14 protein-coding genes are annotated in these 16,732 nt (G+C 63.1%); 7 read left to right on the top strand and 7 right to left on the bottom strand.

Annotated features, from left to right (window positions below; translation table 11 throughout):
• The first annotated feature begins 68 nt into the window (after positions 1-68).
• Positions 69-995 carry a LysR family transcriptional regulator gene (locus tag PMM47T1_RS19885; RefSeq protein ID WP_008372262.1) on the top strand — a complete coding sequence of 309 codons (927 nt, stop codon included), beginning with the start codon at positions 69-71 and terminating at the stop codon, positions 993-995.
• Between the two features lie 499 nt (positions 996-1,494).
• On the opposite strand, the gene PMM47T1_RS19890 is transcribed toward PMM47T1_RS19885, so the two are convergent.
• The 4 genes from PMM47T1_RS19890 to PMM47T1_RS19905 form a co-directional block, all read right to left on the bottom strand.
• A complete protein-coding gene (locus PMM47T1_RS19890) occupies positions 1,495-2,262 on the bottom strand; it encodes a hypothetical protein (RefSeq protein WP_008372264.1) in 768 nt (255 codons plus the stop codon).
• A gap of 348 nt (positions 2,263-2,610) precedes the next feature.
• A complete protein-coding gene (locus tag PMM47T1_RS19895; RefSeq protein WP_008372265.1) occupies positions 2,611-3,537 on the bottom strand; it encodes a biotin-dependent carboxyltransferase family protein in 927 nt (308 codons plus the stop codon).
• Positions 3,534-4,238: a 5-oxoprolinase subunit PxpB gene (pxpB, locus tag PMM47T1_RS19900; RefSeq protein WP_008372267.1), complete on the bottom strand. Its 705-nt coding sequence runs from the start codon at positions 4,236-4,238 to the stop codon at positions 3,534-3,536. Before pxpB ends, PMM47T1_RS19895 begins: the two co-directional genes overlap by 4 nt.
• Entirely contained in the window at positions 4,235-4,984 is a 750-nt protein-coding gene (locus PMM47T1_RS19905; protein WP_008372269.1) for a 5-oxoprolinase subunit PxpA, read from the bottom strand. The genes pxpB and PMM47T1_RS19905 overlap by 4 nt, the downstream gene beginning before the upstream one ends.
• A 138-nt stretch (positions 4,985-5,122) precedes the next feature.
• On the opposite strand from PMM47T1_RS19905, the gene PMM47T1_RS19910 reads away from it, so the two are divergent.
• From PMM47T1_RS19910 to PMM47T1_RS19930, 5 genes are all read left to right on the top strand, one after another.
• Complete coding sequence (locus PMM47T1_RS19910; protein ID WP_008372271.1) at positions 5,123-6,028, top strand: LysR family transcriptional regulator; 906 nt, start codon at positions 5,123-5,125, stop codon at positions 6,026-6,028.
• 215 nt (positions 6,029-6,243) lie between these two features.
• Complete coding sequence (locus PMM47T1_RS19915; protein ID WP_008372273.1) at positions 6,244-7,086, top strand: transporter substrate-binding domain-containing protein; 843 nt, start codon at positions 6,244-6,246, stop codon at positions 7,084-7,086.
• A gap of 12 nt (positions 7,087-7,098) precedes the next feature.
• Positions 7,099-8,604, top strand: a complete 1,506-nt coding sequence (locus PMM47T1_RS30610) for an amino acid ABC transporter permease/ATP-binding protein (RefSeq protein ID WP_008372276.1) — start codon at positions 7,099-7,101, stop codon at positions 8,602-8,604.
• On the top strand, positions 8,601-9,278 hold the full coding sequence (locus PMM47T1_RS19925) for a GntR family transcriptional regulator (protein ID WP_008372280.1): 678 nt from the start codon (positions 8,601-8,603) through the stop codon (positions 9,276-9,278). Before PMM47T1_RS30610 ends, PMM47T1_RS19925 begins: the two co-directional genes overlap by 4 nt.
• Positions 9,279-9,317: 39 nt before the next feature.
• The gene (locus tag PMM47T1_RS19930) at positions 9,318-10,205 is read left to right on the top strand and encodes an urea carboxylase-associated family protein (RefSeq protein ID WP_008372282.1); all 888 of its coding nucleotides are present in this window, start codon (positions 9,318-9,320) and stop codon (positions 10,203-10,205) included.
• A gap of 108 nt (positions 10,206-10,313) precedes the next feature.
• On the opposite strand, the gene PMM47T1_RS19935 is transcribed toward PMM47T1_RS19930, so the two are convergent.
• From PMM47T1_RS19935 to PMM47T1_RS19945, 3 genes are all read right to left on the bottom strand, one after another.
• Complete coding sequence (locus tag PMM47T1_RS19935; protein WP_008372285.1) at positions 10,314-13,391, bottom strand: efflux RND transporter permease subunit; 3,078 nt, start codon at positions 13,389-13,391, stop codon at positions 10,314-10,316.
• Positions 13,388-14,479 carry an efflux RND transporter periplasmic adaptor subunit gene (locus tag PMM47T1_RS19940; RefSeq protein WP_008372287.1) on the bottom strand — a complete coding sequence of 364 codons (1,092 nt, stop codon included), beginning with the start codon at positions 14,477-14,479 and terminating at the stop codon, positions 13,388-13,390. The genes PMM47T1_RS19935 and PMM47T1_RS19940 overlap by 4 nt, the downstream gene beginning before the upstream one ends.
• 65 nt (positions 14,480-14,544) lie before the next feature.
• Entirely contained in the window at positions 14,545-15,183 is a 639-nt protein-coding gene (locus PMM47T1_RS19945; protein ID WP_008372288.1) for a TetR/AcrR family transcriptional regulator, read from the bottom strand.
• An 80-nt stretch (positions 15,184-15,263) separates the two neighbouring features.
• Between PMM47T1_RS19945 and PMM47T1_RS19950 the strand changes: the two genes are divergently transcribed.
• Positions 15,264-16,727: an efflux transporter outer membrane subunit gene (locus PMM47T1_RS19950; protein ID WP_050990438.1), complete on the top strand. Its 1,464-nt coding sequence runs from the start codon at positions 15,264-15,266 to the stop codon at positions 16,725-16,727.
• Positions 16,728-16,732 lie beyond the last annotated feature (5 nt).

Raw genomic sequence — 16,732 nt, forward strand, 5'->3', positions numbered from 1 at the left:
CAAGAGTAGGAAATTCAACGATGCAGGTCTAACATAGATACTGAATCGAACCATACAAGAATTGAATCATGGAGCTTTACCAACTGCGCTGTTTCGTCATGGTGGCCGAGGAACTTCACTTCGGCCGGGCCGCGCAACGCCTGTTCATGACGCAACCGCCACTGAGCCGGCAGATCCAGCTGCTGGAGCGCTCACTGGGCGTGACCCTGATCGACCGCGGCAACCGACGGATCAAGCTCACCAGCGCCGGCCAGCACTTTCTTCGCGATGCACGCCACGTGCTGGCCTATACCGAACAAGCCGCCGACAGTGCCCGTCGCCTTGAGCATGGCGAATTAGGCCAACTGGTACTGGGGTTCACCGCAGTCAGTGGCTACCGGCTGATTCCCGGCTTGCTGGAGCACGCCGCGAACAGGCTGCCAAATGTCAGCGTCGATTTGCGGGAAATGGTCTCAGGCGCGCAAATGCAGGCACTGGAAGCCGGCATGATCGACGTCGGCTTTGTACGCCGAGCCAGCACGCGCCAATACTTTGATTACCAGCTCATCAGCAGGGAGCCCCTGATGGTGGTGATGCCGAACCAGCATGCCCTTGCCACTCACACTGAGATCGCGATCACCGATCTAGATCAGCAGCCCTTCGTGATGTACTCGCAAGACGAAGGCGGTTATTTCTATGACTGCATCGCCGGCCTGTTTACCCTGGCAGGCGTGTGCCCTCACTACCGCTATTTCATGGGCCAGACCCACTCGATTCTTGGCCTGGTGAAAGCCGGGCTCGGCGTGGCCATCGTGCCGGCGGCGGCCCGCGACCTGTACGTGGGGCAACTGCAGTTCAGGCCCTTGAAGAACGCCGAGGCGCATGCCGAGGTGTACAGGGTGGTAAGGCGCGACAATGACAACCCCGCTGTCGGCCCGTTCGTGCGGATGGCGCAGGCTTATTTCGAGACGCTGGGCACCGACGTCAGTAAGAAAAATCAGGCGGACTTGGACTGAGGTATGGTTTCAAACCTTCATTGCCGCACTGCGATCACCCACTGACGCGCTGGGCCGGCGCCGTACAGAAATGCCTTCGCCCCCAGTACCACAAGGGAGAGCACAGCGAATATCAGCCCACACCAGATCGCTCCGGGCAGGTCATAAGCGTCGATAAACACGTCACCGGCCCAGGCGCCGATAGCGATGCCGCCGTTTGCGGCGCAGACATAGAGGCTGGAAAATAAGCCTGCCGCTGGTGAGCGATCCGTTCATTACGGCCTTGGCTGGGTTTCGAAAAGCCTACCCGTTGATCGAACTGGAGCTGACGTTCGACGATCGCCGCGTGGATGTCATCGAGCAGGGTTACGACGCCGTGTTGCGCAGTGGGGGGGTTCCGAGCCGGGTACATTCAAGATCATGTGGCCATCGGGCAAGCATCCATCGCCGAAGCTGGGAGCATTCATTGACTTCCGCAAAGCCCATCTCTTCTCCCCCCCTTGCCCCGTGGTTGCTGTGGTCAGTCCCAGGTTGAGTCCTGGAGGTTCCACTTACCGGGGGTTGCCCCGGCGGTGAACCGCAGGCAACCGCCCTCTACGGTCAGCGGCCGACCTGACTCCCGGTCCTTCTGCCAGATCTCGTAGTAGTTGCCCATGTCGTAGAACGTGACCTTATCCTGCCTGGAGGAAACCGGCGTGACCCACCCGTTGCTGGAGTCGATGTACTTGCCCTTCTGAGTGCGACAGCTGATCTGGAGGTAGCCGCCCCAATCGCCGTCCTTTGCCCAACCCTCGACGACTTTGACCCACAGGCTCGTCTGCGTGGAGCCGTCCGCCACGAACTGCCCCTGTTCGCTGTCAAACCGAGTGCCGGCGAGCGCTACGTTGACGCCCAGGTAACCGTCGGACCGGAACCGCACGGTGCTCTCGGAGGTGCGCCAGGGCACGTACTGGTTGTTTGGAAGCGTGGCCTTGGAGATCACGACCTCGTGCACCGCCCAGGCAAAGTCACGCCAGGGCTTCTCGCTGGTGGATCGGAATGTGGTGCGAATGTATTCCTTGAGGGCATTCTCATCCGTACCGGCCTCTTGAACATTTTGTGCAATCTCGCGCAAGCGTTCCTCGTCCGCCTGCCCCCGTGCTTTGATCAGGTCTTCGACACGCTGGACCTTGGCCTGATTGTGCTGGGATTCGATCTCTGCGATCTCATCCAGGCTGGTGGTCTGAAGCTCTGTGGGCGCATCCGAATCCAAGAAGATCAAAAAGCTGTTTTTACGCAGGTATCCCATAGGTCTTCCTTTCGTTCCGTCAATGGAAAATGGCCTATTCGCCGCTCAGTGACTGCGTGGACACACGCCGGTGTGTACGTCGTCGTTGAGTGCTTATGGCAATGAAGGCGACGCTTCGTGGCGCTCGCCCCTGTTGCAGACGAAACGTTAGCATCAGGATCGGAATTTTCTTTCGATTTGGGTGATTTTCAGAAAAGTCCTACAACGATTTGCGCATTTCGGAACATGCCTGCGTTTACGGATGCTCGGCCGCCTCACTCGCCGTATCAAATGGTTCAGCAACCGCGCTATCGAGCTGCCCAGGCTGCGAAAAGGTCCGCAGGACCGTCGGCGCTGGTACCGTGGCGGCTACTGCGCCGCGCACACCTCACGCACACATCGATGATGCCGCTGCTGCGCCGCATAGGCCACCTGCGGCCACAGGCGCACGGTCTCGCCCGGCAGGCACTGCGCCAGGCGCGCCACCGCCAGCGGGCTCAAAGCGCCCAACCGCGGGTAGCCGCCGATGGTCTGCCGGTCGTTGAGCAACACAATCGGCTGCCCGTCCGGCGGCACTTGCACAGCCCCCAGCGGAATACCTTCGGAAACCAGGCCAGGGCCGTTGTAGTGCAATGGCGTGCCAGTCAGGCGCAGCCCCATGCGGTCGCTGCGGGTGTCCACAGTCCAGGACTGGTTGAAGGCATCGAACAGGCTCTGGCCACTGAAGGCGCTGGCCTGGGCGCCCAGGATCAGCTCCAGTTGCGCTGGCGCCCGCAGGTCCGGGATCAACGCTGGCGGCACGGCGCGCACCGCGCCAGGTTCGCCCTGCCAGGCCAGGCGATCACCCATCGCCAGGGCAGCGCCTTGGCCATCAAGGCCGCCGACGCCCTCACGGGCAACGGTGGCACAACTGCCTGCCAGCAAGGGCGCCTGTACTCCACCCGGCACCGCCAGGTAAGCCCGCGCACCCAGGCGCGGGCTGGCAAAGCGCAAACGCTGCCCGGCCACGACTTTGAAGGGTCGCCAAACATCCACGGCCTGATCGTCCAGGGTGGCAGCCAGGTCCGCACCGGCCAGCGCCAGCCAGCCCTCCCCCTCACACGTGAGGTGCAGCCCGCCCAAGGTAATTTCCACCACGGCGGCGTCGAGGGCATTGCCCAACATCCAATTGGCCCAGTGCTGCGCCAGCCAGTCCAGGGCGCCGCCCTGGGTCAGGCCCAAATGGCGAACACCGAACCGGCCACCGTCCTGCACGCTGGCCTGTGGCCCGGCTTTTTCCACGATCAATGCGCTCATGCCTGTGCCTCCATGGGCGTTTCATCGCCGCCCAGGCGAACGAACTCGTCACGTTGCACTGGCACGAAGCGCACCCGGTCGCCGGGCCGCAGCAGGCTGAAGCCCTCCAGCGACGGATCGAACAGACGCGCCGGGCTGCGCCCCACCAGGTTCCAACCACCCGGCGAGACGGCGGGGTAGATCGCCGTCTGCCGCTCGGCGATGCCGACGCTGCCGGCTGCCACCCTCTGCCTGGGTGTGGCCAACCGTGGGCTGGCCAGGCGTGGATCGACCAGGCCCATAAAACCGAAGCCAGGCGCAAAGCCCAAGGCAAACACCGAGTAGGCGCGGCCGCTGTGCAGGGCAATCACTTCATCCACGCTCAACCCACGCTGGCGGGCCAAGGGCTCAAGATCAGGGCCCACGCTTGGGTGGTACCACACCGGCAAGGCCAGCTCCCGGCCGCTGTCGGCCGTGGCAGGCTCAAGGCCGGTCAGGGCTTCATGACACAGCGCACGGGCCTGAGCATCGTCCAACTGGGCCAGGTTGTATTGCAGCATCAGCGTGGTGTAGGACGGCACCAATTCCACCAGCGCTGCGCCAAACGTGGCACGCAGCCGCTGGGCCGCAGCCAGCAACCAGGGAACGTTGGCCTCGTCGATCACGTCGAACAGCCGCAGCGTCAGGCAGTCGATGCCGGCGACTTCGACGCCGACCTTCATGCTGACAGCCCGTCAAGGGCCTGGCGAATCTGCCGCACGGCCGCCACCGAGGCCGGGTTATCGCCGTGCACGCACAGGGTATCGACGTGCAGGTGCAAGGCGCTGCCGTCACGGGTAATCAGCGGTTCACCGCGGGCCAGGCCCAACGCCTGGGCCACCACCTGAGCGGGCTCATGGTGAACCGCGCCGGGCAAGCGTCGGCTCACCAGTTGGCCGTCGGGCTCATAGGCGCGGTCCGCGAAGGCTTCGAACCACAAGGTCAGCCCACACTCGGCGGCCAGGCTGCGGCTGGCACTGGTGTCGGCGGTGGCCATCAGCATCAGCGGCAATTGCGGGTCATAGGCATGCACCGCACGCATCACGGCGCGCAAGCGTACCGGGTCAGCCATCATGTCGTTGTACAGCGCGCCATGGGGCTTGACGTACTGCACGCGGCTGCCTTCGGCACGGCACATGGCGTCCAGGGCGCCGATCTGGTAGAGCACCAGGTCTTCGATTTCTTGCGCCGAGCAGCCCATGCTGCGGCGACCGAAGCCCACCAGGTCGGGGTAGGCCGGGTGCGCGCCGATACGCACCTGGTGGCTGACCGCCAAGGCAACGGTGCGACGCATGGTGCCAGGGTCGCCCGCATGGAACCCGCAGGCGATGTTGGCGCAGTCGATCAGGGGCATCACCTCCTCGTCCAGCCCCATGGACCAGGCGCCGAAGCTTTCTCCGATATCGCAGTTGAGCAAGGGACGTTTCATGAAGGGCTCCGCAGATGGCTGATGGACAAATGTTCACGCCCACGTTGCGCAGGCGTCCAACGGGTTATTCGGGGTACGGGTGATAAGTAAAGTCGATCACCGCTATCATGGGCCTCTCGTCTGCCGGAAGCTGCCGCCATGAACATCAAGTTCCTCGAAACCTTCATCTGGGTCGCGCGCCTGGGCAGTTTCCGGCTGGCCGCGCAGAAGCTGTTCAGCACCCAGGCCGCGGTGTCCAACCGCATTGCCGCGCTGGAAGACGAACTGGGCGTGCGCCTGTTCGAGCGCGACGCCAGGGGCGCCACCATCACCCCGCGCGGCCAGGCCCTGATCAGTTATGCCGAGCAAGTGCTGGACAGCACCCAGGCGCTGCGCCAAGCCGTCGATGCCGGCCATCCGGGGCGCGTGCGCGTGGGTGTCATGGAAAGCGTGATCCATACCTGGCTGGCCCCGTTCATCCAGCGCATCGGCGCGTCGCTGCCGACCCTTGAGCTGGACCTGCAGGCCGACACCGCACGCCATCTGGCCGAGCAACTGCGCCGCGGTCAACTGGACCTGATTCTGCAAACCGATCCGCTGCCCGATGAAGGCCTGCGCAACGCCCACCTGGCCAGCTACCCCATGGCCTGGCTGGCACGCCCGGACAGTGCCTACGCCGCTGATAGCCTGGCCATGCTGGCCAACCAACGGCTGATCACCTTTTCCCGTCACTCCCGCCCCCACCAGGACCTGCTTGGCCTGCTGCACGCCCAAGGCCTGCGTGCGCCACGGCTGTGCTGCATCAATTCGGTGGCGGCCATGGAGCGGCTGCTGGCCGAAGACTTCGGCGTTGCCGCCCTGCCCCCGGCGCTGGTCAGCGCGGCGCTGGGCGCCGGCAGCCTGTGCCGCCTGGACGTGCAACCCGTCCCGGCGGACCTGGAGATGTTTGCCAGCTGGCGCGCAGGTGTCGGCCTGGAAACCGTGGAACGCCTGGTGGGATTGGCACGCGAAGCCGCAGCCGAACATGCCAATGGCTTGCCCCAAGGTCACGTGCACTTGCGCTGAAGGCGCACCATCAGGTTCCACACCTCACAACAACGCCCCATAACCGCGCACAATCAATAAGTCTTGTGAGCGCTGGCAAGCCAGCTCCCACAACAGCCCCTTTTTCTTACCGCCCCAAAGCGCCACCCGCTCATGGATTTTTCATGATTGGCACAACAATTGATTACTTCATCTTTATCGATTGTTGAACAATCCTTCTCCAGCGGAGCCTCATGATGTCTCGACGTGCACGCCTTACTCGTTCGCTTCTCGCCCTGTCCCTCACCGCTTGCGCTTGCGCCCATGCGGACGAAGCCACCCTGCAACCCCAGCGCCTGAGCATCGGCTCAGACCTCACCTACCCGCCCTACACCTACCTGGACCAAGGCAAGCCAGCCGGTTTCGACCCCGCGTTCATGACCCTGCTGGGCAGCCACCTGAAGCTTGCGCCCCAGTTCGTCGACACCCGCTTCGCCAACCTGGTGATGGGCGTCAACGCCCGCCGCTTCGACCTGATCGCCTCGGCGCTGTACGTGACGCCTGAGCGCGCAACTCAGGTGGATTTCCTGCCTTACCTCAAAAGCGGTGCGTCGTTGATGGTCCGCAGCGACGACACCTTCCGCCCGCAACAACCCCAGGACCTGTGCGGCAAGCGTGTCGCCTCAATCAAGGGTGGCTCGTGGATTCCCAAGTTGGCCGCCCTGTCGAAAGACTACTGCCAGGCCAACGGCAAGGCGCCCATCGACTCGCGCGAGTTCCCCACCTCGCCGGAAGCTGCCCAGGCGCTGCTGGCCAAGGCCGTTGACGTGCAGTTCGAGGACGCCGCCGTGGCGCGCATTACCACCGATAAACTCAAAGGGCGCATCACCATCAGCTCCAGCGAAATGATCTACCCCGTGGTCATCGGCCTGGCCGTGCGCAAAGGCAATGACGCGTTGCTGACCGAGCTGCGCCAAGGCTTCTCGGCCATGAAGGACAGCGGCGAATACCAGACGCTGTTGAGCCGCTACAACCTGGCTGAACCCAGCGCCGCCGAAATCGCCCAGGCCACCGGCCAGAACCCGCAAGCCGCGCAGTAAACGGAGCTCCCCATGCAATTCGATTGGCATTACACCGCCGGCCTGTTGGTCAACGGCGACTTCTGGAAAGCCGTCGGCACCGTGGTTCAACTGAGCCTGGAAACCTGGGTACTGGGCATTGTGCTGGGCTTTGTCCTGGCGCTGGCCCGGCAGTCGCCACGGCGCGGCCTCAACCGCGCCGCCGCCCTGTACATCTGGTTCTTCCGCAGCCTGCCGTTGCTGGTGCTGCTGATCTTTGTCTACAACCTGCCCCAAGTGTTTCCCGCCACCAGCGTACTGCTGTCCAACCCCTACGCCGCCGGTCTTATCGCGCTGGTGTTGAGCGAGGCGGCCTACATCGCCGAGATCCATCGCGGCGGCCTGGTAGCCGTGGCCAAGGGTCAGATGGAAGCCGGCAAGGCCCTGGGCATCCGCTACAGTGGCGTACAGCGCCTGATTGTGATCCCCCAGGCGCTGCGGGTAGCCTTGCCCACCCTGGCCAACGAGTACATCACCATCGTCAAGCTGACCTCGCTGGTGTCGGTGATATCGCTGTCGGAAATCCTGTTGGTGGGCCAACAACTCTACACGCAGAACTTCCTGGTGATGGAAACCATGCTGGCGGTGGCGTTCTACTATGTGCTGATCGTCACGGTGTTCAGCTTCCTGTTGCAGCGTCTGGAACGCTATCTGGATGTCAGCCAGCGCAAGCCGTGGGTGATTGCCGAGAGCCCCGCCAACACCGTTGTGGCTGAACCGGCACCGGTTGCGCGCCAGGGTGTACATGCACTGCGGGTGCACAACGCACGCAAGCACTATGGCCCGCTGGAGGTACTCAAAGGGATCGACCTGGAAGTTAAATTCGGCGAAGTGGTGTCCATCATCGGCCCCTCGGGGTCCGGCAAGACCACGCTGATCCGCACCCTCAATGGCCTCGAAGGTCTGGACGCGGGCACCGTGGAATTGTGTGGTGCACCGTTCCTGCGTGGCAGCGGCGAGGCCGGCGGCACGCTGGGCAACCGTGTCCATATGAACGGCATCGTCCAGGTGGGCATGGTGTTCCAGGGCTTCAACCTGTTCCCGCACAAAACCGTGCTGGACAACGTGCTGCTTGCTCCACGTCACCATGGCCACGGCAGCCATGCCCAACTGCGCGCCCTGGGCCTGACCCTGCTGGCCAAGGTCGGCCTGCGCGAGCACGCCGGCAAGTACCCCCACCAACTCTCCGGTGGCCAGCAGCAACGGGTGGCCATTGCTCGAGCCTTGGCCATGCGCCCGCAGGTCATGCTGTTCGACGAACCCACCTCGGCCCTGGACCCGGAGCTGGTGGGTGATGTGCTGAAAGTCATCGAAGACCTGGCCCGGGAAGGCATGACCATGATCATCGTCACCCACGAAATGAAATTTGCCTTCCAGGTGTCCGACCGCGTGATATTCATGGAAAGCGGGCAGATCGTTCAGGCCGGCTCGCCGCGCCAGTTGCTGGACAACCGCAGCGAGCGCATGGGCCGTTTTCTCAAGGATGCACAGCTGGCATGAAGACCTCACCCCCCGAACACGCGGCCGAAGGCCTGTCCCTGGCCGATCAGGTGGCCTGCGAACTGCGCGAAGACATCATCGGCGGCCGGCTGCTGTCCGGCATGGCGCTGGTGGAAGCCGACTTGGTGAACCGCTACAACGCCTCGCGCAACACTGTGCGTGAAGCCCTGCACCAACTGGGGCGCGAAGGCCTGGCCACCTATGTGCGCAACAAAGGCGTGATGGTGCGCCGCCTGGGCGTGGCCGAGGTGCGCGACCTGTTCCTGGTGCGTCGCACCCTCGAAATCCAGGCCATCCTGGGCAGCCAGCCGCTGCGTGAATACCAGTCCGACCGCATGCTCGACGCCATCGAGGCGGCCGAACTGGCCCGCGACCGCGAGGACTGGCAAGCCTTCGGCACCCAGAGCCTGCGCTTCCACCAGCACATCGTGGGCCTGCTGCGCAGCCCCCTGCTGGACGCCTTCTTTACCAACATCGCGGCGCAGATGCGCCTGGTGTTCGCCGTGGCGCCCGACGAGGAGAACTTTCAGCGCCCGTGGCTGGAGCGCGACCATGAGATCCACGACCTGCTCGCTGCCGGTAACCGCCCGGCGGCAGCCGACGCCATGAACCGTTACCTCGACGATTCCGAGCATGCCCTGCTTGATCTGTTGAGCCACCCTACCCGTGCATAGCCCCACCGACCTGATCGCGTGCAACCTACGGAGCATTACATGAAGCCTACCCCAATTACCCAGGCCCCCACTGACGCCGAACAACGCAAGGCCATCAAGCCGGTGCTCTGCTACCCGGTAGAGACCCTGCCACGGCCGGACATTGGCACTTACCGCGCGGTTCGAGAAGGGCTCAAGCACGTCAGAACCGTGGTGGTTCCCGCCCGCGACGCGGCCACCTTCACCGTTCCGGCCGGCGGCTTTTTTCGCATCGTCTCGACCGAGGGCCCTCAGGTGGGCGACCTGAACCTGTTCAACCAGCACGACCTGACCGAGCGTTTCTACACCGGCAAGACCCGCGCGCTGAACGGCACGCACCTGGGCGTGGGCGATCAGTTGTTCTCAAGCTTTCCCACCCTGCGCCCCATGGCCACCATCACCCATGACACCCTCGACTGGTACGGTTTCGATGCGTTTGGCGGTTCGGTCCACGACGTCATCGGGACGCGTTGCGACCCCTATACCCATAACCTGCTCAGCGGCGGCGGCCAGTATCACCATTGCTGCCACTCCAACCTGACCCGTGCGTTGTCGACCTCCACCGGGCTGACACTGGGTGACGCCGAACCCCATGTGCATGACGTGTTGAACGTGTTCATGTGCACCGGTTTTACCCGTGATACCGGCCAGTACTTCATGAAAGCCAGCCCGGTGCAGCCTGGGGATTACCTGGAGTTTTTCGCGGAAATCGACCTGCTGGGCTGCCTGTCCGCCTGCCCCGGGGGTGACTGCTCGGCCGAACACTCCTCCGACACCGCCAAGTGCTACCCCCTGCTGGTGGAAATCTACGAAGCGGCGCAACAACCCGAAGGGTGGAGCGCACCGGGCATCAATGGCTACAACCGCACCCACGGTGTCGATGCGTCACAGACGCCGCGCAGCGCCTGACACACCACGTCGCAAGACGCCTGGCAACAGCGGCGCAGGCCGCTGTAGCAGCAGCCGTGGCGGGTCAATTCACCCGCACCGCCCCCGTAGGCCGAAGTACCTCTGCGCTTACATTCGGCCACTTAATCCGCTTGACGCTTCAGGCCTGATCTTGAACCAGATGGCATACAGCGCCGGCAGAAACACCAGCGTCATGATCGTGCCGCCAAACGTGCCGCCGATCAGGGTGTAGGCCAGAGTGCCCCAGAACACCGACTGCGTGAGCGGAATAAAGGCCAGCACCGCCGCCATGGCGGTCAATAGCACGGGGCGTGATCGCTGGATCGTGGCCTCTACCACCGCGTCGTAGGGTCCCAGCCCCTGCGCCTCGTTGGTGTGGATCTGCCCGATCAGAATCAGCGTATTGCGCATCAGGATGCCGGCCAGGCCAATCAGGCCGATCAACGCGTTGAAGCCGAAGGGCTGATGGAACAGCATCAACGTCGGCACCACCCCGATCAGCCCCAAGGGCGCGGTGGCCAGCACCATCGCCATGGCCGCCAGCGACCTTACCTGGAAGATGATGACCACCATCGTCAACAACAGCATGATCGGAAACAAAGGGGCAAGCGCAGCGTTGGCTTTGCCGGCCTCTTCGATCGCACCGGCCATTTCGACCCGATACCCGGACGGCAGCGTTGCAATCAACGGCTGAAGCTCGTTCCACACCATCATGGAAACGTCCGGGGGCTGTGTGCCGTCGGCGATATCGCCCCTGACGGTGATGGTGGGCGTGCGATCTCGGCGCCGCAGGATCGGGTCTTGCGGCCGAACCTGGATGTTTGCCACCTGGGAAAGCGGCACCCGCTTGCCGCCCTTGGCAACAAGCGTGAAGTCCTCGATTTTCCCTGGGTCCAAGCGGGTATTGCCGGAAGACCGGGCCATCACATCGACGGTTCGAATGTCCTCGCGCACCTGGGTGACCGCGGTGCCCTTGAGCAGGAACTGCAACTGTTCGCCCGCCTCTTGGGAACTGAGCCCGAACGCCTGCAGACGATCCTGGTCCAGCACCAGGTGCACCGTCGGCACGCGCTCGGTCCAATCCGTATTGACGGTCCGCATGTTGGGGTCGGCCTGCATAACCGCGCGCACGCGTTCGGCAATGCCGCGTACCTTGTCGGCATCGGGGCCCATCACCCTGAACGCGACCGGGTACGGCGAGTAAGGGCCAAACACCAACTGGGTCATCCGCACCCGCGCTTGCGGTGCCAGGCCATTGGTGACAGCGTCGCGCAATTTGACCTTGAGCGCCTCGCGCGCCGCTTCGTTCTCGGTCAACACCACGATTTTCGCGAACGAGGGGTCCGGCAATTCCGGGGCCATGGCCAGGTAAAACCGGGGCGCGCCCTGACCAATGTAGGAGGTGACGATCCTGGCTTCCGGCTGTGTCTTCAGCCAGTTTTCCACCTCGCCAGTGGCCGCGTCCGTCTGGTTGATTGAAGTGCCCTGCGGCATCTGCACTTCGATCAGCACTTCGGGGCGGTCGGAGGACGGGAAAAACTGCTTGCGCACGGCGCCCATCCCCATGATCGCCAGGGCGAAGAACGCGATCACGATCGCCGCCACGATCCATTTTCGGCGGATGACGAAACCCAGAAGCCTGCGAAAGCGGTTGTAGTGGCGGGTGTCATAGATCGCGGTGTGACCGCCCTCGACTTTCTTGATGTGCGGGAGGATCTTGACGCCAATGTAGGGCGTGAAGAACACCGCAACCAGCCAGGAGGTGATCAGCGCAAAGCCCACGATCCAGAAGATATTCCCTGCGTACTCGCCCGCCGTGCTGCGGGCAAAGCCCACAGGCAAGAAACCAATGATGGTCACCAGGGTACCGGACAGCATAGGCGCGGCCGTGTGGCTCCAGGCGTAAGCGGACGCCTGGATGCGGTCATAGCCCTCCTCCATTCTGACCACCATGGTTTCAATGGCGATGATCGCATCGTCCACCAACAGCCCCAGCGCCAGAATGAGCGAACCCAGGGTGATGCGGTCGAAATCACGCCCGGTGGCGAGCATGATCACAAACACCGCCGCCAGCGTCAGCGGCACGGCGGCTGCCACCACCAAGCCCACTCGCCAGCCCAGGCTGGCAAGGCTCACCATCATCACCACGGTCAGCGCCACGAAGAACTTGAGCATGAACTCGCCAACGGCTTCATCAATGTTCACCGACTGGTCGGTGATTTTGCTCAGGCTCATGCCCACCGGCAGTTCCTGGTTGATGGCGCCGGCCTCCTGCTCCAATGCCTTGCCCAGGCTCAAGCCGTTCCAGCCATCACGCATCACCACCCCCAGCACCAAGGCATCCTCGCCATTGTTGCGAATGAGGAAGGTAGACGGGTCTTCATAACCGCGCTTCACGTCCGCCACGTCCGAAAGTTTGAGCGTGTTGCCGTTCACCAGAACCGGCGTGTTGCGGATCTTTTCCAGGTCATTGAGCGCCCCGTCCAGGCGTACCTGTATCTGCGGGCCCTTGGCCTCGATGGAACCCGCCGGTGTCACGGCGTTCTGGCCATGAAGCGCAATGAAGATGTCGTTGGGCGACAGGCCGAGGGTCGCCAACCTGTCGTAGGACAGGTCCACGAAGATGCGCTCGGGTTGCTCGCCGATGATATTGACCTTCTTCACGCCCGCCACGTGCAACAGGCGCTGGCGCAGGGTTTCCGCCTCGCGCGCCAGGTTTCGCTGGGGCTCGCCAGGGGCTTTCAATGCATAAAGGGCAAAGGTGACGTCCGAATATTCGTCGTTCACCAGGGTTGGAGAAACGCCGTCAGGCCGACTGGACTCGGTATCAAGAATTTTCTTGCGGGCCTGATAGAACTCCTCCGGCACCTCGTGGGGCGGCGTACTGTCCAGCAGGTACAGCGTGGTGAACGCAAGGCCCGGACGGGTGAACGTCTCGGTGCGGTCGTACCAACGCAATTCCTGCATGCGTTTTTCAAGCGGCTCGGCCACCAGGTCCTGCATCTCCTGGGCCGTGGCGCCCGGCCAGGCCGTGACCATGGTCATCTGCTTCACGGTGAACGCCGGGTCTTCAGCCCTGCCCAGCTTGAGGAAGGCCAGTGCGCCCGCGGTAAAAATGGCGACCAGCAGAAACAGCGTGATCGCTCGCTCCCGGACGGCAAACTCGGAAAGGTTAAAGCCTTTCATGGCGTCTCCCCTTCGGCAATCCGTACGGCTTGGCCTTCATGCAGTTGGTGTACACCCAATGCCACGACACGCTGCCCATCCGTCAAACCCGGGCCGACAACTGCCGTTTCCTCGGTGACGCGAATGAGCTTCACAGGGGTGTAATGGAGTTTCTTGTCGTCCCCCACTACCCAGACACCTGGGCCTTGGCCCTGGTCATAGATCGCGCCGAGCGGCAGTTCCCGCTCATCGCTCAGGCCGGGTTTTTCAAGGGATATGACCACCGTTGAACCCAGGGGAATATCCCCTGAACTGCCCTCCAGCACGTAACGGGCCCGGAATGTCCGGGTGACCGGGTCGGCGGAACCGGAAAGCTCCCTCAATCGGGCGCCAAACGTCTGCCTGTCATTGCCGTAGAGCCGCGCGGTGGCCTGGGAGCCCACTGCCGGACGGACCGTCTCGGGCAGGTCTATTCGAGCCTCGCGCGCGCCCTCTTGCGCCACGACCACCACAGGCTGACCGGCGGAAACCACCTGGCCGGTGTCGGCAAAGCGATCCACCACCACCCCATCCATATCCGCCCGCAGGATGGCGTAGCCGTAAGCATTGTGCGAAAGGTCCAGCTTGGCCTTGGCCGCCTCCAGGCCGGCATGGGCTGAGTTCTTGACCTGCTGGGCCTCGTCAAACGCCTTGGCGGACACGGCCCCCATGGAGACCAGGCCTTGCAAGCGAGCAAAGTCGGCATCGGCTTTCACCGTGGCGGCTTGCGCTGCGGCCACGCCCGCTTCCTGGTTTTTCACATCCAGCCCGAAGTCGGTGATGTCGAGCTTCATCAGCGGATCGCCGCGCTTGACGCGCTGGCCGACATCCACCATTCGCTGGGAGATTTTGCCCGACACACGAAAGCCTATCGAGCTTTCGACCCTGGCGGCAATGACGCCCGTGAATCGGCGCTCTCGCAACAGTGGGGCCGCCTTGACGGCCGCGGTACTCACCAACGGCGGGCGGTCGATCCTGGGGTCAGGTGTAGCGTGCTCACCACACGCCGACAACAGCGCGCAGAAAGCGAGGGGGGTAAGGGTAAGGCGCGAGCGAGCGTGTGTGAACATAGAAGCCTCCGTGAGCCGAAGGCATTCTGTTTACAGGTTACGAATCTGTCAATATGAAAACAGTACTAAGGTGCAAGGCTCCTCAAGATCATGCTGGTGGTCGCCAGCATCCCGGCATCGAGCTCAGCCATTTGCCGGCGATCCATCGCAGAAGGACGGGTGTAGGGAATGAGCGCCTCCTGGATGCCCAGAACCACCTCATCCAGCGGGGTCTTGCGCTCGAACTCACCTTCGTTGCGGCCCATTTCGATGATGGAACGGATGATGTCATTGAGTGCCTCCTGGTGGCCTGCCGCCGTGCACCAGCTCTCTTCTTCGGAAACCCGAACCAGTTCGAACAGCTTGCTCTCATTCATGAACAGCGCATGGCTGAGGCGCAGGGCGTGGCGGGTAAAGGCCCTGAGCTTGCGGGTGGCCGTGGGTTCCAGGTCACTCAGGCGGCGCAGTTCGGTGTCGAGGTTGCCCAGCACCATGGCGCAGATCGACTCGCCAATGGCCTGTTTGGATTCGAAAAACCGGTAAATGTAGGCGGTGGTGATGCCGATGGCCTTGGACAGGTCAGCCACCGTGGTCTTGCGGTAGCCGTAGAGCCGGAAGTGATTGTTGGCCACCTCCAGAATCTGCAGCCTGCGGTCGTGCTCAGCGGGGCCACGCTGGCCAGACGCAGGCAATTCGATGCTGTCTTGCGTGGGGAGTTGTTTCATAACGATCTGAACATCCGTTGACAATTGGGTAACGACTTTAGAATACTGTAAACAATTATAGGTGTTAGGGGTAAAGGCAAATGAATCGACATCTGGTCACGAGTGCGCAAAGTGTACTCGTATTGGCACTGCTGGGTGGCATCGATGGCTGCAGGGTGGGGCCCGACTACCACCGCCCCGAAACCTACGTTGCGACGCAGTTCAATGGCGCCCAGCAGCTGTCAGAAAGGACCGCACAGCCTTCATCGGCAGCAATGGACGCCTGGTGGCAGGGCTTCAGAGACCCCGTGCTGAACCGCGTCGTGAACACTGCGCTGGCGCAGAACCTGACGCTGGCACAGGCCTTGGCCCGCACCTCGCAGGCGGCCGCGTACGCAGAGGGTGCCCATGCGCAACTGTTGCCTACTGGGCAGGCTGCGGCGAGTGCCAGTCGAGCCAGGCAATCCCTGGAAGACCCTGTTGTTGCGGCTGAAAATGCCTCGCTTCCCGGCTTTGACCGCACCGGCAATCTGTATGGCGCAGGCGTTTCAAGCGCCTGGGAGATCGACCTGTCCGGGGGGTTGAGAAGAAGCTCCCACGCCGCCATTGCCGAGTACCAGGCGGCCCAGGCGGATGAGGCTGCGGCCAGGTTGCAGGTCACTGCCGCTGTCGCCGATGACTATTTGTTGGTTAGGTTGCTGCAAGCTCGCCTGGGCGTCGCCAGGGACCAGGTCAGCACCCAGGGCGATATCAAGCGCCTGGTGGACGTACTGCGCTCGCGCGGCCTGGCCCCTGATCAGGACGCTGAACAGGCGAGCGCCGAGCTGTCCGTGGTGCGTGCAAGCGTTCCCTTGCTTGAGGCACGCTTGACGGCGGCGCGTAATGGGCTGGATGTTTTGTTGGGCCGAACACCGGGCACCGCTGACACTGACCTGGACAACAGTGCACCGATACCCAGCGCGCCGTCGATCGAGGCGGCAGGTGGCAGTGCTGCCCTGCTGCGCAGGCGGCCTGACCTGATCGTGGCCGAGCGTCGGCTGGCAGCCTCCAACGAGCGCATTGGCCAGGCCATCGCCGAGTACTACCCCAAGGTTTCCTTGTCGGCCCTGGTCGGCAGCACCACCACTCAAGGCGGCAATCTGTTCGACGGCGCCTCCAACGAAGCCTTGGGCGCCGTTGGCATTCGTTGGCGGCTGTTTGATTTCGGCCGTGTGGATGCCCAAGTCAAGTCCGCCAAAGGCGACTACGCCGTGAAGCTCGCGGGCTATCGCGAAAGTGTCCTGGAAGCCACGGCCGAGGTCGAAAATTCCATTTCTGGATTGATCACGAGTGATGCCAGGACGCAGTTGCTGACCGATGGCGAACGAACCCGCACCCAGGCCCGAGACCTGGTGCTGGCCAGCTATCAAAAAGGCAACAGCAGCTACATCGACGTGCTGGAAACCCAGTCCAGGCTGGAAGCTATTCAGGCACAGCGGCTGGAGGCGTGCTATGCGTCCTCGTCCTCTGCCGTCGCGCTGTACAAGGCGCTGGGTGGCGGCTGGAACGAGAACGCCATCAAGTAAGACCG

Source organism: Pseudomonas sp. M47T1, assembly GCF_000263855.1.
Lineage (GTDB): Bacteria > Pseudomonadota > Gammaproteobacteria > Pseudomonadales > Pseudomonadaceae > Aquipseudomonas.